Origin of the sequence: Rhizobium sp. WCS2018Hpa-16 (assembly GCF_031843705.1) — a bacterium.
Lineage (GTDB): Bacteria > Pseudomonadota > Alphaproteobacteria > Rhizobiales > Rhizobiaceae > Agrobacterium > Agrobacterium tumefaciens_C.
In genome coordinates, this window is record NZ_JAVTIX010000008.1 from 22,737 (window position 1) to 45,650 (window position 22,914).

Consider the following 22,914-nt stretch of genomic DNA (forward strand, 5'->3'; position numbering starts at 1 on the left):
GAACTCGGCAGCTAAATCACTCCCCACGCCCGAAACCTCCCTCTGCCCGTCATCTCGCGCAAGCCCAATTCCTCGACGATCCTGAGCGCCGCCCGCGGCGTGACACTCAGTTCCTTGGCGATCATCCCGGCCGACACCAATGGCTTCGCCATCACCATCTCAATCAGCTCCGGCAGTTTTGATGACGTGCGCCGTCCGACCAGCTTGCGTTCCATCATTGTTTTCGAGAGCGCCAGCCGGTCGTGCTCCTTCAGGCCGAGTTCTGCTACCGCTAACAAACCGTGGGCGATCGCCAGCAGCCGCGTTTCCCGGTCGCGATGGCGACGGCGATCGACGGGGATGGTTTTCAGGCCGAGATTGATGGCGGCCAGATGCGCACCTGTGGTAATACCGGCCTGGCGCAGGATCGAGGCGGCCAGCAACCGGCCAAGCCAGGGGGCGTGCTGCAGCACCTCCAATTCATTCCAGGCATCGAGAGCGATGATCGCCTGCACCACCGTCGGCAAATTTTCGGCCTGCCGCAGCACGCCGTGCCATTCGTCAAGCCGCGCATCCTCGTCCCAGTCGAAATCATAGATCATCGGATTTCTTTCACCGACGCGGCCGGCCCCTGACTGGCCGGGACGCTTTGCCTGCTCGATGGCGGCGTCCGAGCGGGCGAGCAACGCGTCGATGGCGGCGAACTCTCCCCCAAGCACGCTGGCATCACCTTCACTGCCCCCCTCCGCTGCTCCGTTCGCAATGTCGGGCAGCGCGTCGTCGTCAGCCGCGGCGGAGGCCTCATCATCCAAAGATGCCGCAGACGCGCCGGCGACAAGGTCGTGCCCCCGCAGGCTACGGAGGCCGTTGGATGACAGTGCCCATTCTGGCGGCTGCGCAACGATGCGACGGCGAGTGCGCAACACGTCGCGGGCGATGGTGAGTTCGTGGGTCGGGGTGCGGATATCTTTGGTAGCGTCGTGCAGCACGAGGTCTTCGAGATGCACCAATTCGCCGTCGATCCACAGCGAGGCGCAAGCGTCGGTGAAGTGGGCGCGTTCCACAAAGCCCTCACCGACCGCTGAGCGGGCAATGCGCTCGTCAAGGCGGGTCAGTGCGGAGGCCGCGTCCGATATCGGTCGCAGTAACGTTGAGATGGGCAATTTGGCGAGATCGTAAACCATTGAAATTATGGTAAATGATTTGTTAAACGGACGCCAGTTGATAATTGAGGTCCGTCACATGGTATGCTTTTGGGCCGGGTCTATAACCATCGATAAGTACCCCTTATCGATTCTTATGCGTACGTTCTGATTGTACGCTTTGATATCCCATGATATAGTCGCTCCCATCATGAACTCGGAGGTCGCCATGCCCCAGACCAGCTACAAAATCAGTGAGGCTCGCAAGAATTTTGCGGAAGTCCTCGATCGTGCCAATCAGGGCGAGGAAATTGTCATTATGCGCGGCAACGAGGTCTATGCCCGCATTGGACCCGCCATTGATGGCAACAAGCGTCCTTTTGGGCTTTTGCGTCGTCGTGGTCTTCCCGACGACCTGTTCGATACTGTTGACGCCGAGCAGGCCGCGATCGACGCGGGCGAGTGGAGCGACGAGACCGGTGTCTGGCAGAACAAGTCTGGCGAAACCGGGCAATGAAGGTTCTGCTCGATAGTCATGCGATCTACTGGTGGGCAATAGGTAGCGAAAGGCTTTCTGTGCGGGCACGCGCACTGATCGAGGACAAGACGAATGTCGTTCTGGTCAGTGCCGTTTCGTTCTATGAGCTGGATAACAAGATGCGGCTGAACAAGCTTGACCTGAAGCCACAGGAGTTGCGGGCAGCCGTGACAGCCAGTGGCCTGCAAACCCTTGCCATAACCGATTTGCACGCCGAGCTGGCAGCAAGCTTTGACTGGGACCATCGTGATCCTTGGGATCGCATTCTTGCAGCACAGACGAGACTGGAACATTGCGTCCTGATCTCAACCGATGTCGTGTTCGACACAGTGCTGCACGAACGGATCTGGTGAGGCACGGATGGAAGTGTTTGTCGAGATTGCAGAGGCGGCTGAACGGCTTGAGGATCTGATTGAGCTAGCGCTTCTTGGTGATGAGATCGTGATCTGTAGAGACGGGACGCCGACTGCCTCCTTGGCTCCGATCGATGAAAAAGAAAAGGCGATGGACAGGTTCCTGGCACTTGCCGCTGAAGGTCGCAAGAACGTTCCAGTCGGGGCCACATCCAACCACGACGACTTTTATGATGAGCATGGATTGCCGATATGAGTGGTCTTGATCGCCGCTTGCATGAGCTCGACACGATTGCAGCGGTCTTGCCGCTCGAGCGTCGGGATGAACTTGCGGAGCTTTTGACCGATCAGGATATCGAAACGCTTCGACATCTGGTCAACGAGGGGATGGGTGCCAACACGCTGCGGGCACTGACATCAGACCTTGCCTATCTGCAGGCCTGGTCCATTGCAGCAACCGGAGCCTCCCTCCCCTGGCCGGCACCTGAAGCTCTCCTGCTCAAATTCGTTGCCCATCATCTGTGGGATCCCGAAAAGCGTATCAGTGATCTGGGTCACGGAATGCCGCAGAACGTTGACCGGCTCTTGCGGGACCAGGGGTTTCTCAAATCCATCGGTCCCCACGCGCCCGACACGGTAAGGCGCAGGCTTGCTTCGTGGTCGACGCTGACGAAATGGCGCGGCCAGCAGGGAGCGTTTACCTCACCTGCCCTCAAGCAGGCGATCCGGCTGGCGGTCCGCGCCACGCCGCGTCCACGAAAACGCAAAAGCGCCAAGGCCGTGACCGGTGACGTCCTCGCAAAGCTCCTTGCGACATGTAGCACAGATAGCCTGCGTGACGTCCGTGACCGGGCAATTTTGATGGTGGCGTTTGCCTCCGGTGGTCGTCGGCGCAGCGAAATCGCTGGACTGCGCAAAGACCAATTGACCGTCGAGGCCCCGATTGCGGTCGACACCGCCCCTCCCCTCCCCTCGCTTTCGATTCATCTCGGCCGGACAAAAACGTCTGGAAGTGAAAACGACGACGTTGTTTATCTAACGGGTCGGCCGGTTGATGCATTGAATGCATGGATGACGGCCGCGCGCATCGATAGCGGAAGCATTTTCCGCAAGATCGATCGCTGGGGAAATCTGTCGAAACATGCGCTGGAACCGGGCGCCATCAACGCGATCCTGAAACAGCGTGTGGTTATGGCCGGGCTGGAGCCGGGGGAGTTTTCTGCCCACGGGTTGCGATCCGGATATCTGACGGAGGCCGCGAACCGGGGCATTCCGCTGCCCGAAGCTATGGAGCAATCACGCCATCGCTCCGTTCAGCAAGCATCCAGCTACTACAACAATGCCACACGGCGCAGCGGTCGAGCGGCAAGAATGCTGTGACGGAAAGGCTCGGAACTTAGTCCATGACAATCTTGTTCAAAACGACGATTACTGAAGACAAGGCATTTGCAAAGATCGAGGCAGCGCTGGATACCGGCCGCGAATACGACGGCTATTTCAGTGTCGCGGACGATGATGGCGAGACGCCTCTGTCGTGGGGGCCCTCCATGAGCGGTGAGGAATTCCTCGCAAACGTCCGAGAAATGCTGGAAGTGACGTGGAAAGCAGCCCGGTTTTGGGTTGTCTATGACCGGCGAGAGGATCGTGGCGATCCTGATGCCATCGCGATGCGCAATGCAGCATTTCGTATCACCCGCGGATATAACGGTGTCATCGTAGCTTCGTTAAGCCTCCTGGGACGGAAAGACGCTCTCCAAGATCTCGAACTGATTTTCGTCTGTTTCAGAGAAGATTTCCAACGTCGCAACTTTAGAATTCGCTTCGAGAACAAACCCATTACACCCCAGTGATGGCCAATCAATTTTGCGCCAATACCGGACATCGCGGCTGGCGCAAAAGTTCTCTATCCTGCGACGTTGCAAAAGTCAGGAAGACAAGTGTCGCTTTAATTGGGCAGAGCGTCCAGCTTTCCCATCTTTCGTGTGTTGATCTGCAGTAACTTGCGTTGACTGGCTTGCCTGCATCCGACTCGAACACCGAAAGACTGCCACATCATTCCGTGAATGCATGGGAAGAAGACTAGGCAGGCTGAGATTGCAATCACCCTTCGTCGCTACCGCTCGACTATCTGCCGGACCTGCGAATGAACTTCTGGCAAGATTTCGACGATGTGATCGCCGAAGCCCAATGACTTCATAGTTACCTGACCTGCCGATATCGGACCAATTGCGCCGCCGATGGCTTCAACGTCATGCCTCCCTTCTTCCCGAAAGGCCTTGAGGATTTCACGCAGTTGGTTGTAACGATCCTTCAGGAAAGGGGCCTGTTCCGCACGGAATATGAGGGCTCAACGCTGCGCGATCATCTCGGTCTGGCGCGCCCGCCGCTATAACCACGGCTGGCGCCGCCAATTCAGTCGATACGGTCGCCCTTCACGTCGAAGACATGCAGTTTCTCCGGCGGCAGGCCGACCGTGATGGACTTGCCCGGCTGCAAAAGGGCGCGGTCTGACGAAAACAACTTGAAGGGCATTCCGTGGACTGCCAGATGCAGGATGATGCCAAGGCCCGTTGGCTCGACAAGGTCAACCTTGGCCTCAATGCCTTCCGCATCAGGAGCGACGATCACGTGTTCGGGTCGAACTCCGAGCGTTATCGCCTCGCCGTCCTGGACGGCAACTTGCCGCCCCAGTGGCAACACACTGCCATCCGGCAGTGCCATGGCGCTTCCATCAGGCTTTTGCACGCACCGGCCTTCTAGGAAGTTCATTCCGGGTGAACCGATAAAGCCTGCGACGAACAGATTGGCCGGACGATCATAAAGATCGAGCGGCGCGCCGATCTGCTGAACGTAGCCGTCATTCATGGCCACGATGCGGGATGCGAGTGTCATGGCTTCGATCTGATCGTGGGTCACGTAAACGGAGGTGGCGCGCAGATCTGCCTGCATGCGCTTGATTTCTGCCCGCATCTGCTCGCGCAGGCGCGCATCCAGGTTCGAGAGCGGCTCGTCGAAGAGGAACGCTTTTGGCTGACGCACGATCGCGCGACCCATGGCGACGCGCTGGCGCTGTCCCCCGGAAAGCGCCTTTGGACGCCGTGCCAGATAAGGGTCCAGCCCAAGCTTGCCGGATGCCGCGGCGACGGCTGACGCGATCACCTCCTTGGGGCTTTTGCGCAGACGCAGACTGTAGCTCATATTGTCTGCCACAGTCATGTGCGGGTAAAGCGCGTAGGACTGAAAGACCATGGCGATATCCCGGTCCTTCGGCTTGAGATCATTGACCAGTTGCCCGTCGATGGTGAGCGTACCTGAAGTGATCTCTTCAAGACCCGCGATCATGCGCAGAAGCGTAGACTTTCCGCAGCCGGATGGGCCGACGAGGACGACGAATTCACCATCGGCAATGGTAAGATCGACACCGTGCAGCACGGGATGGTCACCATAGGATTTGGCGACGCGATTAAGCTCGATGGAAGCCATGGATTATCCTTTCACCGCACCGGCCGTCAGGCCCTGCACGAGGTATCGTTGAATGAGCAGGAAGAAGAGGCATGCGGGGATCAACGCCAGCACGCCTGCGGCCATCATCTGTCCAAAATCGACCGAGAATTTCGAGACGAAGGTCAGCAAACCAACCGGGAATGTGGCGCTTTCGTTTCCGGAAATCAGCATCAGGGCAAAGAGCAGCTCGCTCCACGCCGCCGTGAAGACAAAGCCGAGGGTTGCGGCGATACCCGGCAGGGTCAGCGGTAGGATGATCTGCCGGAACGCCGTGAAGCGACTGGCACCGTCAATCATCGCTGCTTCCTCCAGGTCTTTTGGAATACCATCGAAAAATGACTGCATGAGAAACGTCGCAAAGGGCACGTTGAACGCCGTGTAAACGATGACGAGGCCCGTCAGACTGTTCGTCAGGCCCAAGGGCGAAAGCATCTTGAAGATGGGCGCGACCAGCATGACGAGCGGAAACATCTGCGTGACCAGCATCAGCCCGATGATCCAGTATTTGCCACGAAAGCGGAAACGCGACAGTGCATAGCCGGCAAGCGAAGACAGGATGGTCACCGCAAACGCTGTCGAGCCGGCGACGATGACGCTGTTTTTAAAGAACGTGGGAAACGCGCTGTTTTCGATGACATAACGATAGTGATCGAGCGTCGCATGTGACGGCCACATCCGCACGCCTTCACTGTAAAGAAGATCGTTCGGCGTGACCGACACCTTTAGGAGCCAGAAAAGTGGGAAGAGCGCAAAGAGGATGTAGATAAGAAGCGCGAAGCGATGCGCGATGGTGAGAAAAATCCTGCCGGTCATAGGTCAATCCTTCTCGATGAGGCGCTGGCGCATGATGACGATGACCATGGAATAGGCGAGCAGAAGCACCAGCAGAGCCAGCGCGATGGCGGACGCGTAACCGAAATCCAGCCTCTTGAACGCCTGCGTGAAGATGTAGCTTGCAACGATCTGCGTTCGGTCAGCCGGTCCGCCATTGGTCATGACGATGATTAGGTCGGCGAAATTAGCAATCCAGACCGTGCGCAGCAAAACTGTGATCGCGATGGTGGGTGCAAGAAACGGCAGCGTAATGGATGTGAAGCGCTGGAGCGGCGTTGCGCCATCAATCGATGCGGCCTCGTAAAGATCACGTGGAATGGCCTGAAGGGCGGCCAGCAGTGTGATGGCAAAAAACGGAATGCCCCACCAGACATTGGCGATGATCGGACCCCACATGGCCAGATGCGGATCCGCGAGAATGTTGTTGGGCGCAGAGAGCAGCCCGAGCGACGTCATCCAATGCGGCAGCGGACCGATGACCGGATTGAACAGCCATGCCCAGTTGAGCCCGGCCAGAAACGTCGGCACGGCCCATGGCAGGAAGACGAGCGCCTGCACCACGCCACGGCCCGCAAAAGGCTTGTCCAGAAGCAGGGCCAGAATAAGCCCGAAAGTGAATTGCAGAAAGACAGAAGCCCCGGTCCACCAAAGCGTGTTCTTCAGCGCGCGGTAAAAAGCGACGTCCTGCGACAGCTCTCTGAAATGGTCGAGCCCGATGAACCCGCCAGAAAACGGATTGAGCAGTTGAACGTCACGAAAGGCGTAAGACAAGCCCAAAACAAGCGGCACCATCATGACCGTGATGATAAGGACCAAGACTGGTGCACTGTAGAGCCACGGCTCGGCGGCTCTTGCCAGACGCTGCAATGCGGGTTTACGCGGAGCCGCTGGCCCGGCGCTTTGGGTATAGGACATCAGGTGCTCCCCAGCGAAACACGGCGAACGGGTGCGCCACGCGCTGATCTCGTTTGTTTCTGAACCGAAGCGGTGATCAGGCAGCGCGCGGATCTTCACGCGCTGCCTGTCTTGTTTATTTCGATTTCAGGAACTTCTGTTGAGCCTTGGTCATGTAGTCAGCCCACTGCTTGGCAAGTTCTTCCGGCGTGATGTCACCCAGAAGAGCCTCCTGCGATGACTTGATGACGAGCGAGTCCTTGAAGAACGCAAATTCTTCGAGATAGGTCGGCATGGTCGTTGGTACGGCATTCTTGTCTGCCAGTTCCTCGAACCAACCCTTGAACTGCTCGCTGGCATAGAACGGATCTTTTTCGGCCGAGGTGTGGACGGGTAGCGCACCGGTTTTCTTGTTCCACTCGATGTTGCCTTCCGGCCCTTCCAGCGTTTCGATCAACTTCCAGGACAAGTCCTTACTCTTGGACGACGCCATCATGGACCAACCTGCAAAACCGATTGTCGGGAAGGTCTTGCCATCAGGGCCCTTCGGCATCGTCATCACGCCGAAATCTTCGGCCTTCATGCGCTGGGCAATGGCAATCAGAGCATCCGGGTCCTGATCGAGGAACGCGCATGTACCGGAATAGAAACCAGCCACGATCTCATTGAAGCCCCAGTTGACGCTGTCCTTCGGCGCATAGCCGTTCTTGTAGAGATCGACCACATAGGTCAGACCCTTTACCCAGCCGGGGCTGTCAAAGGTGGACTGTCCGTCCTTGGTGAAAAATTCGTTGGAGCCGGCCATCGACGCGCCGAACATAACCCAGCCATTCAAGCCGCCCGGACCGCCGCGCAAGCAATATCCGTATTTTCCGGTGATGGCAGCAACCTTCTTGGAAGCATCGGCAAATTCTTCCAGCGTTTTGGGCAGTTCCTTCACGCCTGCCTGCTCAAGCAGCTTCTTGTTGTAGAACATGGCACGCAGATAAAAACCGTAGGGCAGCATATAGGCTGTGTTCTTGACGTCGCGACCAAGCTCCAGCGTGCGTGCGCTCAAACCGGCGGTATGCTCCCACTTTGCCAGATAGGGCTCAAGGCTTTCGAGCATACCGTTATTGGCATAGAGCGACAGCCATGTATCGGGCATTTCAATCACATCGGGAACGTCGCCAGCCGAAACCATGGTGGCGAACTTCTGGAATGCTTCGCTCCATGGAAGGGAGACGATCTCGACCTTTGCGCCGGGATTGGCCGCTTCGAATTTGGAGACGAGGCCCTTGAGGGTCTCGGTGCGCTCAGGGCTCGTGATGACTTCCACGATCTTCAAGGTCGTGTCCGCCAGTGCCGTTCCGGCCATCACGACGGTAAAGAGTGTTGCTGCTACCAGTTTTTTCATTGCGTTCTCCCGTTTTTTTGTCGTCGTTCGTCAATGCGTCAGGCGGCGGCAGATGCCTCCTTGATCGCAGGTTCAAGATCGTTCCAGAGCGCTTCTGTACCCTCAAGACCGACATGCAGGCGCACGGAGCGCGGGCTGATACCGAACGTATGCGCTGAATTGGGCTGCGCCTTCTGTTCGAGCACCACTTCGCCAGGGACGATCAGGCTTTCATGTCCTCCCCAGGAAACACCAAGTTTGAAAAGTTCAAGACGGTCGGCAAAGGCCCTGACATCCACGCCTTCGCGGAAGATGAAGGAAAACAGGCCGGATGTGCCGTTAAGACCGGGCGGCAGGCGGTTGACCAGACCGGGATGGCAAACGGTTTCGACGACATCGAGCGCCTGCAAACGCGAGGCGATTTCGAGCGCCGATTCCTGATGCGCTTTCATGCGAATGGGCAGGGTGCGCAATCCGCGGATCAAAAGCCAAGCATCGAAAGGAGACATCTTGCCGCCCAGATAAGGATAGGCCTCTGCCCGGATGGTGTCGATCATGGCTTTTGAGCCCGCAACGATGCCCGCTACCACATCGCTATGGCCGCCGAGATATTTCGAGGCGGAATGCACGACCAGATCAACGCCTAGCGACAAGGGCTTTTGAAAGATTGGGCTCGCCCACGAGTTGTCAATCACCGAAACAGCGCCGTGACGGCGCGCAATTGCGGCCAGTGCCCCGACATCATGCGCTTCCATGACCCAGCTCGTCGGGCTTTCCATATAGAAGAGCTTTGCGCCCGGCATTGCCTTTTCGACGGCAGCCTCATCCCGCCCGTCGACATAGGTGACGCCGATGTTCATACGCTTCATCAAGGTGCCGAAAAGACGGAAGGCATCCGGATAGACATGGCGCACGGCGACGATACGGTCTCCCGGCGAAACGAAAGACAGAACCGTCGATGAAATCGCCGCCATACCACTGGCAAAGCCAAGCGCATCCTCCGCACCCTCGAGCTTCGCTAGCATTTCCTCAAACATCCGAACCGTAGGGTTCAATCCGCGCGTATAGACGGGGCGATTTCTCTCGCCACGATAAGTGGCGACCATTTCGTCATAGCTTGAGAAGGTGAAAAGCGAGGTCTGGACGATGGGCGGCACCACAGCCTCGAAGGCATGCGTTGCATCATGGGCAACGATGAGAGATGCGGGATCATAGAGATCATTGCCTTGGCTCATTTGGACATGTCCTTGATATCTTCCTCGACAATGGCGAGGATTTTCAGCGTTTCTTCACGCGCAGAGACGGCATCTGCTGCGACTATCGCGTTAAAAAGCGTGCGGTGGAACGGAAAGGAGCGCGCTGCGAAATCCGGTCTGTCGAAGGGTTTCAACCAGAAGCGCTCGAAGCCTTCACGCATCTGCTCCAGAAGCTGCTTGAACAGCGAATTGTGGGTGGCTTCATAAATGGAGAGGTGAAAGGCGAGATCTGCCTTGCCTGACGTGCCCTCGGCAAGATGGACGCGCTCCATCTCCTCCAGCCGCAGGCGCATGGTTTCGATATCCTCTTCCGTTCTGCGACGGGCTGCAGCCATGGAGGCCTCGACCTCTATTCCGCGGCGCACCTCCAGCGTCATCAGCAAGGCATCGCGCAGGCTTTCCGCTTCAATGGAAATGGGCATGTGCACGGTTGCGCTGGAAATCGGCTTAAGCAGGTAGTTGCCGCTACCCTTGCGGCTATCGATAACGCCAAGCGCCTGAAACTTGCGGATGACCTCACGGATGGTGGAACGGCCGACGCCCAGAGCAGCCATGAGTTCGCGCTCGGCAGGCAGGCGACTACCAGCTTTCAGCCCTGCCCTGTCCACGAACTCGGCAAGTGCCGCCTCGACCTGGCGCACCCTGTCCACCGCTGGCAAAGGCGTCATCAGATGATTGTCTGCCGATTTGTTCATTCCGAAATCCCGACCGCCCAGTCAATAATTGGTCTGACATCTTACCGATTATCAGATGGTGAAAAATATTCAAGATGGATTTCAATTTTGCAAAGCGATCAGTCACGACCCGTGTGCACCTCGAATTCCAGGATCGAAGACATACAAAGTTGCGAATATCCTGATTGAAAGCCAGACGATTTGCCTATAGATTGGCGGAATGCTTGATCATTCGTCCCAAAAAACTCCTTCGACAGATTTGCCCATGGATGCTCTCAGCGAAGTCTTGCGAGACTTTCGGCTGAGCGGGGTGAATTATGGGCGCTGCGAACTGCGGCATCCGTGGAACATCGCGTTTCCTGAGCAGCCGCTTTTGCGCTTTCACTTTGTGAGCCAGGGGCCTTGCTGGATTTACACCGACGCAAAGGGTTGGGAAGCGTTGAACGAGGGCGATCTGGTGCTGTTGCCACAGGGCATTGCGCATCGCCTGGCGAGTGCGCCGGATGTTAAGGGCGATTGTCGCGAATCTTGCCAGATTACGAAATTGGAAAGCAGCGTTTGTGAAGTTGTGCGGGAGGGAACGGGGGCCACCGCCACCCTGTTCTGCGGTTCCATGGCTTTGGGCGAGCACGCGCTTCATCCTTTGATTTCCTTGATGCCGCCCATCATCCGGGGCTGTGATGTGGCGGGGAATGACCCACTCATCGGGCCTTTGCTGGCCGCCATGTCAGTGGAGGCATCTCAGCCGCAAATGGGCAGCGCGACGGTTCTTTCGCGGATGGCGGATTTGTTGACGGCCCGGCTTATTCGCTGCTGGGTCAATTGCAGTGGCGCTTCGACCACCGGCTGGCTTGCCGCCATTCGTGACCCGCATATTGGGCGCGTGCTATCAGCCATTCACCGGGAGCCCGGCCAGCACTGGACACTGGAGAGCCTCGCTGTCGTAGCGGGTCAGTCACGGTCGATCTTTGCCGAGCGGTTCAGCGCAGTTCTCGGCGAAGGCCCGGCGCGTTATCTCGCGCGCCTGCGCATGGAGCTTGCTCGGGAGATGCTGTCTCGAAACGGCATGTCTGTGGCGGAAGTGGCAACCCGGTTGGGATATGAGTCTGAAGCCTCATTCGCGCGGGCGTTCAAGCGCGTGACCCACTCATCACCTGGCATTGTGCGGCGCAGCAATTCCGGACGAATGGACATGAATTTAGGATTTTGAGTTACATATCATCCTGGCTGGTCCGGCTATAGATGTCTGCGATGTAGGAGACACACAGAGATGACGGACACAACTTTACAGCTCGATGAGCCCATCAGCGATATTGAAGCGGCGGAAGACACCGCGTGGACAGCGGCGACCTGGCTTGCCGTGCTTTCCATGGCCGCGACCAGCTTTGCTCTGGTGTCTGCCGAGTTTTTGCCAGCTGGACTTTTGACGCCCATGGCGCGCGATCTGGGAATCAGTGAGGGCACTGCGGGACAGGTCGTGACGGCCACAGCTTCCGTTGGTGCCATTACGGCTTTGTTCAGTAACGTGCTGATCGGCAAACTGAACCGCAAGACGGTGCTGGTTGCTCTGACTGCGCTTGCCGTCGGCTCCAACGTTCTCGCCGCCACGGCCAGCGAATTCTGGCTGCTGCTGGTTGGCCGCGCCGGATTGGGCATTGCGCTGAGCGGTTTCTGGGCACTTTCCGTTGCCGTCGTCGCAAGGCTGGTGGGCACCAATGCGACCGGGCGCGGCATGGCCATCGTGACCCTTGGCGTCTCGCTGGCCACAATCGCGGCACCATCCATGGGCGCGTTGATCAGCGATTGGTTGGGTTGGCGAACGGCCATGGCGATGACAGCAGGGCTTGCGCTGATCGCCATGCTGATGCAGGCCATCAGCCTGCCCACTCTGCCGGCAAGCACAAGCAACAGCCTGACCGACGTGTTCAAGCTGACACGGCGACGCGGCATTCAGCTGGGCATGCTGGCCATTCTCTTGCTGATGACCGGACATTTCGCGGGTTCGATTTACGTACGGCCCTTTCTGGAGCAGGTGACGTTGCTTGATACGCAGTCGATCGCTCTTGCCCTGCTTGGTTTCGGCATTGCCTCCGTCATCGGCAATGTCGCTGGCGGACGGATGGCCGACGCGAGTGTTACGATGGCTCTTGCCGTGACCGCTGGCCTGATGGCATCTGCGGCGCTTATTCTGGTTCTCGGCGGAGCTTATGCGGCCATTGCATTCACGCTGGTCGCGCTCTGGGGCTTCGCCTTTGGCATGGCACCGGTCGTGCTTCCAACCAATCTTTCCCGCAGCGCGCCGGACGCCCTCGAAGCTACCGGCAGCCTGATGGTGGTCTCATTCCAGGTCGCCATCAGCATCGGCGCCGTTGTCGGCGGCTACGTGGTTGACAATTATGGCGCAGCCGGGCCGCTGACCCTGACCGCTATACTCGCCGCCACGACCCTCGCCCTAGCGCTCATCCAGCCTCGCAATTGAAGGCATTGTCTGAAGTCATCAATCCCCATCAGCACGCGTGTGCTGGTGGGGATCATGCATGAGCGACCCACCCTCGGAAGCTGAAGGCCTGGTAGAATTGCGCAATTGCGGTGAACCCCGCTTGTCGCAGATGGGCCTCATCTTGGTCTGGGGAGTATATGGAAAGACGCTCTTTCATGGCAATTCTTGCCTCCCCCCGCCTTTCACTATCGAATTGCGCCATCGCGCCAAAGTCGATGTGTCGGTCAATCCAGAGCGAGCGGTCCGGTTCGTGCTCGGGGATGCTGATATGGGAAAGCACGAAGGGTGATCCCTGAAGCAGACGTTGGCGGATACCACGGAGCGTTGCTGCGCGCTCCTCAAATGAGATGTGATGGAAGACCAGAAGGCAGACAGCACCGTCGAAGGGACCATCGGGAGCGGCTGAAATATCGCCAAGGTGGAAACTTATACGATCTGCCGCACCGGCTGTCGTTTCCCTTGCCACGATCAGCATATCGGCCGAGGGATCGACCCCATCAAACGACCATCCCGGATGGTGCTCAGCCAGCGCATTCAGTTCAAGGCCACCACCTGCTCCAACAACAAGCACCCGCCCATCCGCCGGAACACGCTCTGCCAGAAGCTGCCCCGTCATGCGGTGGAGGTCGTCAAGACCCGGAACGTTACGCCGTGCAGACTTTGCATACCCCGCCTGATCTCCATCGAATTTACCCATGAGAGAGCGCACCTGACATCAACGCCCTGTGTGCATTGACGCCTGCCAGGCTGCCATCACCGACAGCCAGTGCAACGGAGGCCATAGCACGCGCCGCGTCTCCACAGGCAAAGACACCCGGGATGGAGGTTGCCTTCATGGCATCGGTCTTGATCGTTGCGCCAAGTGGTCCCTGCTCCATTTCAAGGCCGAGCTGCTGCGGGATCGGCGTTGCAATCTCAATGGGAGCCAGTGCAAACAAGCCTGAGAAGGATAACGCCCGGCCGCCAGCAAGCTGGACATCAGCGTGCCCGGTGATCGCCTCGACAAGGCCTTTCTCGACGATGACGCCACGAGCTACCAGAGCTCCAAGCTGGTCCGGGCTTGGCTCGAATGCATCATTGAGGAGTAGGGTTGTTGGCCCCCAATCAGGCAGCATCAGCGCATGGTGCATGGAAAGCTCAGAGCCCGCGATAACCCCAATCTTACCTTGGTTCAACTCATAGCCATGGCAATATGGGCAGTGAAACACAGACTTGCCCCAGCGCTCCGGCAGGCCATCGATGTCAGGAAGCTTGTCTTTCACACCCAGAGCCAGGATTAAAAGCCGCGATAAGTGACGGGTTTCTCCAACCGTGACAGCAAAGGAGAACGCGTGCGAACCCGCCTCCCCTTTTCGTTCGACAGAATCGGCACGCCCAGCCAGCCATTCGACCGTACTGTATTTCATGAGTTGCGCGCGCGCGTCTGCGGCAATTGCGGCGGGATCGGCACCATCTTGCGTGATGAAGCCGTGCGAGTGCGACGCGAAGCGGTTGCGTCTCAAGCCTTCATCGATGATCAGAACCTTGCGCCTGGCACGACCAAGCTGCATCGCAGCCGACAGTCCGGCATAGCTTCCGCCGATGATGATCACGTCGTGAATGATGTTGCTCATAAATTATCTCCCAATTCATGTAACAACATAAGTGCCATGATGGAAGCATGTCAACGCTCATGACACTCCGATTGTATCGTGAGACTGCTTCGTGCTAATACTGGCACGGCCATTGAGTGGGGACAGGACATGAGGCAAGACAGTCGACTTTCGCGGATGCTCCACGTCTTGATCCATATGGGACGCCATGATGGAGCCATGACGTCCGAGATGATTGCGCAAATGCTGGACGCCAATCCTGTTGTCATCCGTCGCACCATGGCGGGGCTGCGCGACGAGGGATATGTCAGCTCAGTCAAGGGTCATGGTGGTGGCTGGACGCTGGCACGACCGCTTGAGGAACTGACACTTCTCGACATCTACCGCGCAGTTGGAGAACCATCCCTCTTTGCGATTGGCCCCGCCTACGACATGCCAGGTTGCCTTATTGAGCAAGCCGTCAATGGGGTATTGAAAGACGTCTTCAGCGAAGCCGAGGAGCTTCTGCGCAAGAGGCTCGGCGGCGTGACACTGGCTGACGTGGCCAACGGTTTTCCCATCGCTGCCGACCATGGTGAAGGCAAGGGTTGCGCGTCTCAGTAGCGGTGATTTTCATGTCGAACTGGGGCGGGTTTGCGCGAGGATCTGCTACCGGTTTTCTGTCAGGTGAGAAACATCCGCGAGACTGTTCATCGCGCTATTGCGAAAGAAACCGTCCTGACGAAGGTGCGTGATGCTGCCACTGGTTGCGGCGAAATACATAAAGCCACACGATCACGCCATCGCTCTGTTCAGCAAGCTTCCAGCTATTATAACAATGCCACACGTCGAAGCGATCGAGCGGCCAGAATGTTGTGATGGAGTAAAGTGGAAGGAGCCGAGGACAGGAATTGAGCAATGTATCAGTCGGGAGACGGTGGTTTGGCCATGTCGGCCATGACGAGGATGTTGAAGCCCTCCCGGACATCAAACCTGTCTTCAGCGAGCAGTGCATCACCATGCGCCTCCATAAACCATCTGGCAGTGGCAGCGTCGTAGAACTCGATGATCGAAGCCCAGACCTTTGATTTCGCCTCTCTCGAAACCTCCGGCTTTCCCAGCTTTCGTGTGTTGATCTGCACAAGCCTGCGTTTTGCAGGCTTGCCAGCATCAGAGACGAACACTGAGAGCTTGTCGGTGTGATAGCTTTTGACGCGGACCCGCAGTCGCTTGGGACGCGTTCCGTCGAAATCATCATTGATCGACTGGATGCGGGCTTCGATCTCGTCATCCTTGAGATGGGTTTCGGGCATCACGTCGCTGACGGGGATGAGATCATCGGCAAAATGCTCCTGCGCCACTTCGGCGGCGTGATGGGCATAGGCAAGATGCGTCACGGGTAGATCGGCAAGCCACTTGCGCCGCTGGGCGATGGCCATGGATTTGGCTGCCAGCTCTCCGAACTTCGACACGGTAAAGTTCTCCCGCTTCTGGCCGTCATTGGTCATCAGTGTGGCCTGCCACGCGTCGCCCTCGCGGGTCTCGATCCGGCGTACCCCGGAAATGCCGCTCTGGTTGTTCTTGCGCAGAAGAACGGCCTGCTCGTGATTGGTCGCGGGTGGAATGGCTTCGATGATCGCATCGCGATAGGCACGGGCCGCCTTGTACCCCGCTTCATCGCTGCCATAGACGCTGTCCTTGAACAGGCGCACGATCCTGTGGCCGCGGCGTCTCAGGCTCACCCACCAGCCAGCACCGCGACGCTCCTTGGCGTCCTCGCGTTTCAGTCCATAGTTATCTGCGTCGTGCTTTGTCTGCGGGCTGTGTGCCTTCCTCCGGCTCTTCCCTATCCCACTGTCGTTATCCAGCGCCATGTGTCCTTGGTCTCGCCCACCTCTCGGTCAGTTTGGTCTGCAGATTACGGCGGGTTTGGGACTGCGGAACCAATTTATACCGAGATGGTTGTACAAATGGTGTCGGCTCCATCCTTTCGCCACAATGATTGATTGCATTCCGTTCAGATTTTGACAGCTGATTGATATTTTATTCAATCCGATCACCGGGGTTCCCCATGACCGACCAGCCATCGTCGTCCGAGTTCATCCAGGCCAGCCGTGTTTTGAAGGTCAAGTCGCCGCTTGGCGAAGACCAGTTGCTGCCAGAGCGGATGGTGATCACCGAGGGCGTCTCACAACTCTTCGAGATACAGTTGAATGTCCGGGCCAAGAAGGAAGCAGTCAAGCCGGAAGAGCTGATCGGTCGATTGGTGGATGTGTCAATCGAGGTGCAACAGGGTGATGGCGAAGAGGGAAGCGGCATTCGCCGCCCCTTCAATGGGCTTGTCACGGACCTGCATGAAGGACCGCCGATCACCCGTGGCCTGCGCTCCTACGCCATGACCATCCGCCCACAGATGTGGTTGCTATCCCGCCGCTCCGATTGCCGTATCTGGATGGACAAGACCTCAGTGGATGTTGTCGAAACGCTGTTTTCCGAGCACGGAATCCCAGCGCCGGATACTTCGGGCATCATATCTCCGCCGCCGGTGCAGCACTACAGCACCCAGTTCAACGAAACGGACTTTGACTATCTCTTGCGTCGCTTAGAGGAAGACGGGCTGTTCTACTGGTTCAGCCACGAAGACGGCTCTCACAAGCTGCATGTGGCTGATACCGCCAATGGATGGCTTGGACCATCGCCTTCCGCTCAGGGTGAAGGCAGAGTGAGATTGGCACAGGGCTCCTCAGATCGCAACCACATCAACGACTGGGCTCGCCGCTTTTCTTACGTGTCCGGCCAGCGCGCAGGCGCTGACTGGAATTTTGAGACACCCGGTATGGTGCCAGGCAATATGACACCATCACTGGTACAGATGCCGGATGCGACCAAGCGCGAGCTCTACGAATACCCCGCCCGCATCAAGACCGTGGAAGAGGCAGAACGGGCCCAAAAGCTGCGGGCACAATCCATCGAGGCCGACCATGACCGCGTCTTCGGCGGATCGACGTCTCGCATTCTAGAAGCCGGCCGTCGCTTCACACCATACGAAGTTGCCCATCCCGAGCATGAATATGAAGAGCATGTGATCATCAGAGCGAGCCACACCATCGTGGACCGCTCCTATGAGACCAACAGCAACGAACCGGAATACCGCAACACCTTCGAAGCCATCCCCGCCCGTGTTCCGTTGACTCCACACCGCACGACCAAGTGCCCGAAGATCGAGGGCACGCAGGTCGCCATCGTCGCTGGTCCCGAGGGTGAAGAAATCCACCCCGATCAATATGGCCGTATCAAGTTGTGGTTCCCATGGGACCGCAAGGCGAAGAAAGACGGGACAGATACGTGCTGGGTGCGGGTCAGTCAGGCATGGGGCGGCGGAACATGGGGTGCGCAGGTCATTCCGCGTATCGGCATGGAGGTGATGGTCGCCTTTGTGGACGGTGATCCAGATCGTCCGCTGGTGACAGGTGTCGTCAACAACCCGAAAAATTCGGTGCCCTACGATCTCCCCGCCAACAAGACCCGCATGGTCCTGCGCTCCAATACCCACAAAGGCGATGGCTTCAACGAAATCACCTTCGAGGATGAAGCAGGCAAGGAAAACCAGTTCTTCCATGCCCAGAAGGACCAAACGACACGCGTTCTTAACGACCGCACAAAGCGCATCGACCGCCATGAAGTCGCGTCAGTCGGTGGCAACCGCGCTGTTGAGGTCTCGGGCAATCAGAAGCATGAGATCGGTGGATCGGTAAACACCGTGGTCGGCGGCACTGGACCGATGGCGATGATGGCAATGGCGGGGGTTCAGGCACTCTCCGGCCAGACGGCTGGGCTCCTCAGTCAAGCTGCCCAGATTGCCGGTGGAGGAGGTCCAGTCGTGGCAGCCTTTGCCACGTCACTTGCGTCATCAGCACTTGGGTTCCTCGGCGCTGGTGGCATGTCCTCACGCGAGGGTGTTGTATCAGGCCCCAGTCCGCGGTCCGATGCAGGCACGGCACTTGCTGGATCTGGAACCGGTGTTGGATCGGATGCATCGAGCCTGTTCCCCCTTCCCGGTATCATGAACACCATTATTGGTGCGTTTCAATCTACGTCGGTTGGAGTGGCCAAGGCCGAGCAGATCGGCGTCAGCAAGGTCACCAATGTTGGACGGACCTCTCTCGAAAGGGTGGGGAAGACAAAAAAGCTATCTGTCGGCGAGCGGTATGAGGTCACAGTTGGTAAAGCTATACTCAGCCAAACAGCAAACCACACAATGATTGCAAGCGATAAGATAGTACTCGCAGCGCCAGGTGGAGTTATTGAAATCAATAAACAAGGCGTTTTTATCAAAGCCAATAAGTTCGAAGTGAAGTCGGATTCGATAAATTTCAAGCGCGGTAGTGGGGGTAAAAATACCAACAAGCCCTTTGCGGAAGATTGCTCAAAGAAATAGGAGTTCCCTTTGGGTCTGAGCAGAGACAAGCGTAGAGTGATCATTGAAGCACTGCAGGAGGCGCAACAGGCAAAGGATTTTGCCCGCCTTTACGCGGTCGTCGATGCAGCACGCGGACCAATGACGATCCCACCGACCCTCCAGGCGATGACGGATCAAGTCGCTTGTCTCTACCGCGGCCAGGCACTGGAGGAATTTGGCGACGACACCGCTTGGGTCGTTGGCATAGCGTCAGATGAAAGCGCTCTTGACTGGCTACTGGACAATGGTTTCGGAAAGCGATGGTCAATTTTCTTGCATTCGCCGCTTCAACTGGCCGATGTCATTCGCCACTTGCGCAAGTTCACCGTTATTGAGGATGAGGAAGGTACCGCGCACTTCTTCCGCTTCTACGATCCCCGTACGTTGCGGCAATATCTTCCCATCTTTACGCCTGAACAGAACACAGCCTTCTTCACAGGTGTTAACGCTTGGTTTTGCGAGAACGATCTCAGGCCTGACGAGCTTCTGAAATTTACGGCGAATGCGGGTACGCTTCATCGTGAGGTAATTTCGCTCGCATCTACGCAAGATGCGAAGGGCACAGACGACGAGTTCCAAAGGATAGCATGATGATCATCAAGTTTGACCCCAACCAGATGAATGCGATGCTCCACGATGACGACGATTTTGTCGATTATTTCACTAAGGAGATAATTCCCAAACATTTGCCTAGCTTCGCCGGCATGGCGCCATCACCACAGGCCGCCGAAATGACACGCTGGGGTCGGCGCTACGCCGAGCATTTTGGTTTTTCGGATCCGATTTATCAAATCCAATTCGTCGCGCTGATGTGGAGGATCGGCCCGGATTTCTTTTTGTTCGAACCGTACCGTAGCATTTTGCAAGACCGTGACCAGTCCGAGGAGCAACGCATGGAGCGCTGCAATCTCGAACCGACGATGAAACAAGAAGGCGACGCGATTGCGCGCAGCAAAAATGACTACTGGTTTCCGCAGTATATGAAAAATAATATGCTCGGCGTCCCGTATGATGATGTCGAAGAGCAGTACCTCAAAGAGCTGGGGACCAATAAGGGCGGGCCTCTATGACTCAGCACCTTGATGATCTTGTCAATGTTCCCAACTCGCGCGAGCTGGAACTTGCCCGCGCTGATGTGGATATGCTCAATCAGCGCTACACGGCCATTGCAAAGGAAGCCGGTTGGTTGGCGGCTTCGTCGGTGCCAGTCGTAGGCGGCGTGGTAGATGTGGCCAGCGCGATCGGCAACGCTTGGTCTGGCAATTGGGGTGATGCAGGCCTTGATCTTGTTGGCCTCGTGCCAGGATGGGGTGATGCTGCGAAAGCCGGTGTAAAAGGCACCAAAATTGCTCGTTACGCTGAGAAGTTGGTCAGTCAGGTGGCGGCCGCGCAACGCAAGGTCAAGGCTCTGGAGGAGCATGTAAGGAAGAGCGCAGCGGCTTCAAAATACTGGGCGTCTAAGCGTGGTCAGGCTTATAAAAAGCTCCAGGAAGACCTTAAAAAATGCAAGACGAAAGAATGCCGTCGTAAAAAAGTCGACGAGTACAAGGATGGTGGCAAATACAAGAATATTCCCCGCGGAGGAACATGGTCAGGTGAACCGGGCAACAGCAAGTGGACGCCCGAGCCGGGAACGAAAGCGGAAAAGTCGTTAAAAGACTATGGTCAGGACGGCATAAGTTACAAGAACGGAAAGCCGGATTTCTCACCTTTCATGAAGCATGGTCCTGATGGTCAGCCGATTCAGACCCGCATATCCAACATGAAGGGAGATCTTGCGCGAGGACCAGACGGCGACGTGGGGCAAGCCGTTGCCCCACTGAAGGAAAAGTACGGCAACTGGAGCAAGACTACGGACGAAAAAGGGTTTACGTGGCACCATAACGAAGACACATCAACGATGCAGTTGGTCGATTCAAGAATCCATAATACCGCTCAAGGAGGAGGTGCCCATAGTGGTGGTGCCTCTGCAGTAAACGACCCCGCATACTAGGATTGGACTCCATGATGCCTAACCTAAACGAAGCGATTAAGTTTTTACAGGACAACTGTGACTTCCAGGTTGTGCCGAATACCACCTGGAACGAGCAGGACTTCGAACACTTTACCGAGCGTACTGGACTCACCATACCGAGCGACTTGGCTGATGTGTTGAGGCAGTATGGTCACTGCGGAACCGAATATAATGATTCATTCCTGGTGCAGTCTGAGGACGGCAGCCGCTCAGTTCATGATGTGCAGGTATTGGTTTCAGACTTCGACAATATTGTTTCGCTCCATGAAACCTTTATCTCTGGATCGGTATGGCCTGACCAATTTACACTGCCCATGGTGTTTTTCGGTTCTGCGGATGCCGGCCATTCATACCTCCTGATGGACGGGAAGAATCCGGATAACGGTGCTGTATATTTCTGGGAAAGGGGCACAGATCCCTTCGGCACAGGCAACAACGCCAAGGGCGCTGTCAAAGTCGCTGACAGCCTCCCCGAATTCTTCAACAATCTTACTTCTGCAGAAAATCTCTGAAGGTGCGCAGGATTTGACATGCTAGGTCTACACGAGAAGTGGCGATCAACGTTCATGGAACACTGGCCGGACGAGGTAATTGCGCTCGGCCTTCCGATGGAGCAGATCATGTTGTCCGAGCAGGATCGACTAGCAATCGGTGCACGTACCGCGGCCTTCCGAGAAATCTTCGAGATTGACGAAATTCCACCGTTCACAGACGGTTTGTACGCCGCCATTGATGAGAAGATCGGGATCTTTTCCTCAGGTGGACACGCCCGTCTCGGTGGCTGCAGCTTTAAGAAGCCAGGACAGTTTCAGAAGTCGCCAGTGTTCAACAGTCGAGAGCTTGCGCCGCATATACTGCAAGAGAACCAGCGGGTAGCTGGCCTTCTTGCAAGTTCGCTGCAGCACAAGTTCGATGTAGGTCTGTTCATACGGCCATGGCGAGAGATCCCGCATTGGGCAGAGTTCAGGTTATTTATGAGCGACCGTGCATTTATCGGCGCATCGCAGTATTTTCACACGATGGTTTTTCCCGAGATCGAGTTGAGTGCGAAGCCTATTGCCGCTGCCCTGATCGACTTCTCCGATAAGTTCCTATCCGTTTCTCATCTCGACAATGCGATTGTTGACGTCTTCGTTCAACACGATACCGAAACTGTGTGGCGTGCAGTACTTATCGATATCAACCCCCTGATCCGGCGGGCGGATGCCTGCCTGTTTCGCTGGCAAAATGATGGAGATTTTGATCACGGCTTACGTTTTCGCGGGCGCGACGGACGTGTGCTTTCCATGGCGCCTTTGCCTTTTGCCAAAGCGTCTCGATAACAAGCGAGGTGAATCGGATGACTGGACGACCTGTTACTCTTAAAGGCCATATGCATATCTGCCCCATGGTCGATCCAGGACCAAAACCGCATATCGGTGGCCCCGTAGTGTCAACACAGCAGGCTTTCGTGACTGTGGAAGGCGTGCCCGTCGCTACCGTTGGGGATAGCCTGCTTTGCACAGGCGTTCCAACAACGTCGGATAGAATCACGAGCGGTTCATCAGTCGCGAGCATTCAGGGCAAGAAGATTGCCCGGTTGGGTGATGCCTGTGCACATGGCGGAAAATTGGTCGACGGCGTTTCTTGGATTACCTTTGAATAAGTGAATCCATAGCCGACTTAAAGCAACCTCTGTTTTTCTGCGTGCACGGGCGGCTGTAAGGTCTCTGCACACGTGGCAGCAGAAAACCGCATTTCTCTGAGTGATCTCGGGTCGTTGCTCTTCCATCGTCATGCTCGCTTTAGGCCTGCCGAGTATTTTTAACATATTGACCGCCC

At 56.9% G+C, this 22,914-nt stretch carries 25 protein-coding genes and 1 pseudogene; 16 read left to right on the forward strand and 10 right to left on the reverse strand.

What is annotated here, in order from left to right; all coding sequences use genetic code 11:
* Positions 1 to 11: 11 nt before the first annotated feature.
* A complete protein-coding gene (locus tag RQI55_RS19560; RefSeq protein WP_311273459.1) occupies positions 12 to 1,172 on the reverse strand; it encodes an RHE_PE00001 family protein in 1,161 nt (386 codons plus the stop codon).
* Between the two features lie 178 nt (positions 1,173 to 1,350).
* Here RQI55_RS19560 and RQI55_RS19565 point away from each other — a divergent pair, with 178 nt between their 5' ends.
* The 6 genes and pseudogenes from RQI55_RS19565 to RQI55_RS19590 all read left to right on the forward strand — a co-directional run.
* Complete coding sequence (locus RQI55_RS19565; RefSeq protein WP_311273296.1) at positions 1,351 to 1,638, forward strand: type II toxin-antitoxin system prevent-host-death family antitoxin; 288 nt, start codon at positions 1,351 to 1,353, stop codon at positions 1,636 to 1,638.
* Positions 1,635 to 2,012, forward strand: coding sequence for a type II toxin-antitoxin system VapC family toxin (locus tag RQI55_RS19570; RefSeq protein WP_311273297.1), 378 nt, complete (start codon positions 1,635 to 1,637; stop codon positions 2,010 to 2,012). The genes RQI55_RS19565 and RQI55_RS19570 overlap by 4 nt, the downstream gene beginning before the upstream one ends.
* A gap of 7 nt (positions 2,013 to 2,019) precedes the next feature.
* Positions 2,020 to 2,268 carry a prevent-host-death family protein gene (locus tag RQI55_RS19575; protein WP_311273298.1) on the forward strand — a complete coding sequence of 83 codons (249 nt, stop codon included), beginning with the start codon at positions 2,020 to 2,022 and terminating at the stop codon, positions 2,266 to 2,268.
* Complete coding sequence (locus tag RQI55_RS19580; RefSeq protein ID WP_311273299.1) at positions 2,265 to 3,392, forward strand: tyrosine-type recombinase/integrase; 1,128 nt, start codon at positions 2,265 to 2,267, stop codon at positions 3,390 to 3,392. Before RQI55_RS19575 ends, RQI55_RS19580 begins: the two co-directional genes overlap by 4 nt.
* A gap of 23 nt (positions 3,393 to 3,415) precedes the next feature.
* Positions 3,416 to 3,862: a hypothetical protein gene (locus RQI55_RS19585; protein WP_243258454.1), complete on the forward strand. Its 447-nt coding sequence runs from the start codon at positions 3,416 to 3,418 to the stop codon at positions 3,860 to 3,862.
* A 380-nt stretch (positions 3,863 to 4,242) separates the two neighbouring features.
* A pseudogene (locus RQI55_RS19590) lies at positions 4,243 to 4,404 on the forward strand (nitrilotriacetate monooxygenase); the annotation flags it as partial.
* A gap of 20 nt (positions 4,405 to 4,424) precedes the next feature.
* Here the strand turns inward: RQI55_RS19590 and RQI55_RS19595 are convergent.
* The 6 genes from RQI55_RS19595 to RQI55_RS19620 all read right to left on the reverse strand — a co-directional run bounded on the left by RQI55_RS19595 (position 4,425) and on the right by RQI55_RS19620 (position 10,543).
* Complete coding sequence (locus RQI55_RS19595) at positions 4,425 to 5,495, reverse strand: sn-glycerol-3-phosphate ABC transporter ATP-binding protein UgpC (protein WP_311273300.1); 1,071 nt, start codon at positions 5,493 to 5,495, stop codon at positions 4,425 to 4,427.
* Between the two features lie 3 nt (positions 5,496 to 5,498).
* Entirely contained in the window at positions 5,499 to 6,329 is an 831-nt protein-coding gene (locus tag RQI55_RS19600; protein WP_243258452.1) for a carbohydrate ABC transporter permease, read from the reverse strand.
* Between the two features lie 3 nt (positions 6,330 to 6,332).
* Positions 6,333 to 7,265, reverse strand: coding sequence for a carbohydrate ABC transporter permease (locus RQI55_RS19605; RefSeq protein ID WP_243258451.1), 933 nt, complete (start codon positions 7,263 to 7,265; stop codon positions 6,333 to 6,335).
* A 115-nt stretch (positions 7,266 to 7,380) separates the two neighbouring features.
* Entirely contained in the window at positions 7,381 to 8,640 is a 1,260-nt protein-coding gene (locus RQI55_RS19610; protein WP_311273301.1) for a sugar ABC transporter substrate-binding protein, read from the reverse strand.
* A 38-nt stretch (positions 8,641 to 8,678) separates the two neighbouring features.
* Positions 8,679 to 9,854, reverse strand: coding sequence for a PLP-dependent transferase (locus RQI55_RS19615; protein ID WP_311273302.1), 1,176 nt, complete (start codon positions 9,852 to 9,854; stop codon positions 8,679 to 8,681).
* A complete protein-coding gene (locus tag RQI55_RS19620; RefSeq protein WP_311273460.1) occupies positions 9,851 to 10,543 on the reverse strand; it encodes a FadR/GntR family transcriptional regulator in 693 nt (230 codons plus the stop codon). Before RQI55_RS19620 ends, RQI55_RS19615 begins: the two co-directional genes overlap by 4 nt.
* A 226-nt stretch (positions 10,544 to 10,769) precedes the next feature.
* Here RQI55_RS19620 and RQI55_RS19625 point away from each other — a divergent pair, with 226 nt between their 5' ends.
* Complete coding sequence (locus RQI55_RS19625; protein ID WP_311273303.1) at positions 10,770 to 11,759, forward strand: AraC family transcriptional regulator; 990 nt, start codon at positions 10,770 to 10,772, stop codon at positions 11,757 to 11,759.
* 60 nt (positions 11,760 to 11,819) lie between these two features.
* Positions 11,820 to 13,028: an MFS transporter gene (locus RQI55_RS19630; RefSeq protein ID WP_311273304.1), complete on the forward strand. Its 1,209-nt coding sequence runs from the start codon at positions 11,820 to 11,822 to the stop codon at positions 13,026 to 13,028.
* Between the two features lie 52 nt (positions 13,029 to 13,080).
* Here the strand turns inward: RQI55_RS19630 and RQI55_RS19635 are convergent, their stop codons facing one another.
* The gene (locus RQI55_RS19635) at positions 13,081 to 13,746 is read right to left on the reverse strand and encodes a class I SAM-dependent methyltransferase (protein WP_311273305.1); all 666 of its coding nucleotides are present in this window, start codon (positions 13,744 to 13,746) and stop codon (positions 13,081 to 13,083) included.
* On the reverse strand, positions 13,739 to 14,653 hold the full coding sequence (locus RQI55_RS19640; RefSeq protein WP_311273461.1) for an NAD(P)/FAD-dependent oxidoreductase: 915 nt from the start codon (positions 14,651 to 14,653) through the stop codon (positions 13,739 to 13,741). Before RQI55_RS19640 ends, RQI55_RS19635 begins: the two co-directional genes overlap by 8 nt.
* A 138-nt stretch (positions 14,654 to 14,791) precedes the next feature.
* On the opposite strand from RQI55_RS19640, the gene RQI55_RS19645 reads away from it, so the two are divergent.
* Complete coding sequence (locus RQI55_RS19645) at positions 14,792 to 15,244, forward strand: Rrf2 family transcriptional regulator (protein WP_311273306.1); 453 nt, start codon at positions 14,792 to 14,794, stop codon at positions 15,242 to 15,244.
* Between the two features lie 299 nt (positions 15,245 to 15,543).
* Here RQI55_RS19645 and RQI55_RS19650 read toward each other — a convergent pair whose 3' ends face one another.
* Positions 15,544 to 16,494 carry a hypothetical protein gene (locus RQI55_RS19650; RefSeq protein ID WP_311273307.1) on the reverse strand — a complete coding sequence of 317 codons (951 nt, stop codon included), beginning with the start codon at positions 16,492 to 16,494 and terminating at the stop codon, positions 15,544 to 15,546.
* Positions 16,495 to 16,691: 197 nt separating this feature from the next.
* On the opposite strand from RQI55_RS19650, the gene tssI reads away from it, so the two are divergent.
* The 7 genes from tssI to RQI55_RS19685 are packed head-to-tail and all read left to right on the forward strand — an operon-like array spanning position 16,692 to position 22,738.
* Positions 16,692 to 19,058, forward strand: a complete 2,367-nt coding sequence (gene tssI, locus RQI55_RS19655; RefSeq protein WP_311273308.1) for a type VI secretion system tip protein TssI/VgrG — start codon at positions 16,692 to 16,694, stop codon at positions 19,056 to 19,058.
* A 9-nt stretch (positions 19,059 to 19,067) separates the two neighbouring features.
* Complete coding sequence (locus RQI55_RS19660) at positions 19,068 to 19,670, forward strand: DUF4123 domain-containing protein (RefSeq protein WP_042615756.1); 603 nt, start codon at positions 19,068 to 19,070, stop codon at positions 19,668 to 19,670.
* Positions 19,670 to 20,149, forward strand: coding sequence for a hypothetical protein (locus tag RQI55_RS19665; RefSeq protein ID WP_042615883.1), 480 nt, complete (start codon positions 19,670 to 19,672; stop codon positions 20,147 to 20,149). Before RQI55_RS19660 ends, RQI55_RS19665 begins: the two co-directional genes overlap by 1 nt.
* Positions 20,146 to 21,072 (forward strand): HNH endonuclease, encoded by a 927-nt coding sequence (locus tag RQI55_RS19670; RefSeq protein ID WP_042615757.1) that lies wholly within the window; start codon positions 20,146 to 20,148, stop codon positions 21,070 to 21,072. Before RQI55_RS19665 ends, RQI55_RS19670 begins: the two co-directional genes overlap by 4 nt.
* An 11-nt stretch (positions 21,073 to 21,083) precedes the next feature.
* The gene (locus RQI55_RS19675) at positions 21,084 to 21,605 is read left to right on the forward strand and encodes an SMI1/KNR4 family protein (protein WP_042615758.1); all 522 of its coding nucleotides are present in this window, start codon (positions 21,084 to 21,086) and stop codon (positions 21,603 to 21,605) included.
* A 54-nt stretch (positions 21,606 to 21,659) separates the two neighbouring features.
* Positions 21,660 to 22,415: a cell division cycle 123 family protein gene (locus tag RQI55_RS19680; RefSeq protein WP_236727864.1), complete on the forward strand. Its 756-nt coding sequence runs from the start codon at positions 21,660 to 21,662 to the stop codon at positions 22,413 to 22,415.
* A 17-nt stretch (positions 22,416 to 22,432) separates the two neighbouring features.
* Positions 22,433 to 22,738 carry a PAAR domain-containing protein gene (locus RQI55_RS19685; protein ID WP_042615760.1) on the forward strand — a complete coding sequence of 102 codons (306 nt, stop codon included), beginning with the start codon at positions 22,433 to 22,435 and terminating at the stop codon, positions 22,736 to 22,738.
* Positions 22,739 to 22,914: the final 176 nt, after the last annotated feature.

Coding starts and splice junctions, on each gene's coding strand:
- RQI55_RS19585 (WP_243258454.1), top strand. CDS start 3,416: ATGACAATCTTGTTCAAAACGACGATTACTGAAGACAAGGCATTTGCA.
- RQI55_RS19670 (WP_042615757.1), top strand. CDS start 20,146: ATGACTCAGCACCTTGATGATCTTGTCAATGTTCCCAACTCGCGCGAG.
- RQI55_RS19565 (WP_311273296.1), top strand. CDS start 1,351: ATGCCCCAGACCAGCTACAAAATCAGTGAGGCTCGCAAGAATTTTGCG.
- RQI55_RS19620 (WP_311273460.1), bottom strand. CDS start 10,543: ATGACGCCTTTGCCAGCGGTGGACAGGGTGCGCCAGGTCGAGGCGGCA.
- RQI55_RS19605 (WP_243258451.1), bottom strand. CDS start 7,265: ATGTCCTATACCCAAAGCGCCGGGCCAGCGGCTCCGCGTAAACCCGCA.
- RQI55_RS19625 (WP_311273303.1), top strand. CDS start 10,770: ATGCTTGATCATTCGTCCCAAAAAACTCCTTCGACAGATTTGCCCATG.
- RQI55_RS19665 (WP_042615883.1), top strand. CDS start 19,670: ATGATCATCAAGTTTGACCCCAACCAGATGAATGCGATGCTCCACGAT.
- RQI55_RS19650 (WP_311273307.1), bottom strand. CDS start 16,494: ATGGCGCTGGATAACGACAGTGGGATAGGGAAGAGCCGGAGGAAGGCA.
- RQI55_RS19630 (WP_311273304.1), top strand. CDS start 11,820: ATGACGGACACAACTTTACAGCTCGATGAGCCCATCAGCGATATTGAA.
- RQI55_RS19575 (WP_311273298.1), top strand. CDS start 2,020: ATGGAAGTGTTTGTCGAGATTGCAGAGGCGGCTGAACGGCTTGAGGAT.
- RQI55_RS19680 (WP_236727864.1), top strand. CDS start 21,660: ATGGAACACTGGCCGGACGAGGTAATTGCGCTCGGCCTTCCGATGGAG.
- RQI55_RS19685 (WP_042615760.1), top strand. CDS start 22,433: ATGACTGGACGACCTGTTACTCTTAAAGGCCATATGCATATCTGCCCC.
- RQI55_RS19610 (WP_311273301.1), bottom strand. CDS start 8,640: ATGAAAAAACTGGTAGCAGCAACACTCTTTACCGTCGTGATGGCCGGA.
- RQI55_RS19675 (WP_042615758.1), top strand. CDS start 21,084: ATGATGCCTAACCTAAACGAAGCGATTAAGTTTTTACAGGACAACTGT.
- RQI55_RS19595 (WP_311273300.1), bottom strand. CDS start 5,495: ATGGCTTCCATCGAGCTTAATCGCGTCGCCAAATCCTATGGTGACCAT.
- tssI (WP_311273308.1), top strand. CDS start 16,692: ATGACCGACCAGCCATCGTCGTCCGAGTTCATCCAGGCCAGCCGTGTT.
- RQI55_RS19600 (WP_243258452.1), bottom strand. CDS start 6,329: ATGACCGGCAGGATTTTTCTCACCATCGCGCATCGCTTCGCGCTTCTT.
- RQI55_RS19580 (WP_311273299.1), top strand. CDS start 2,265: ATGAGTGGTCTTGATCGCCGCTTGCATGAGCTCGACACGATTGCAGCG.
- RQI55_RS19570 (WP_311273297.1), top strand. CDS start 1,635: ATGAAGGTTCTGCTCGATAGTCATGCGATCTACTGGTGGGCAATAGGT.
- RQI55_RS19645 (WP_311273306.1), top strand. CDS start 14,792: ATGAGGCAAGACAGTCGACTTTCGCGGATGCTCCACGTCTTGATCCAT.
- RQI55_RS19635 (WP_311273305.1), bottom strand. CDS start 13,746: ATGGGTAAATTCGATGGAGATCAGGCGGGGTATGCAAAGTCTGCACGG.
- RQI55_RS19615 (WP_311273302.1), bottom strand. CDS start 9,854: ATGAGCCAAGGCAATGATCTCTATGATCCCGCATCTCTCATCGTTGCC.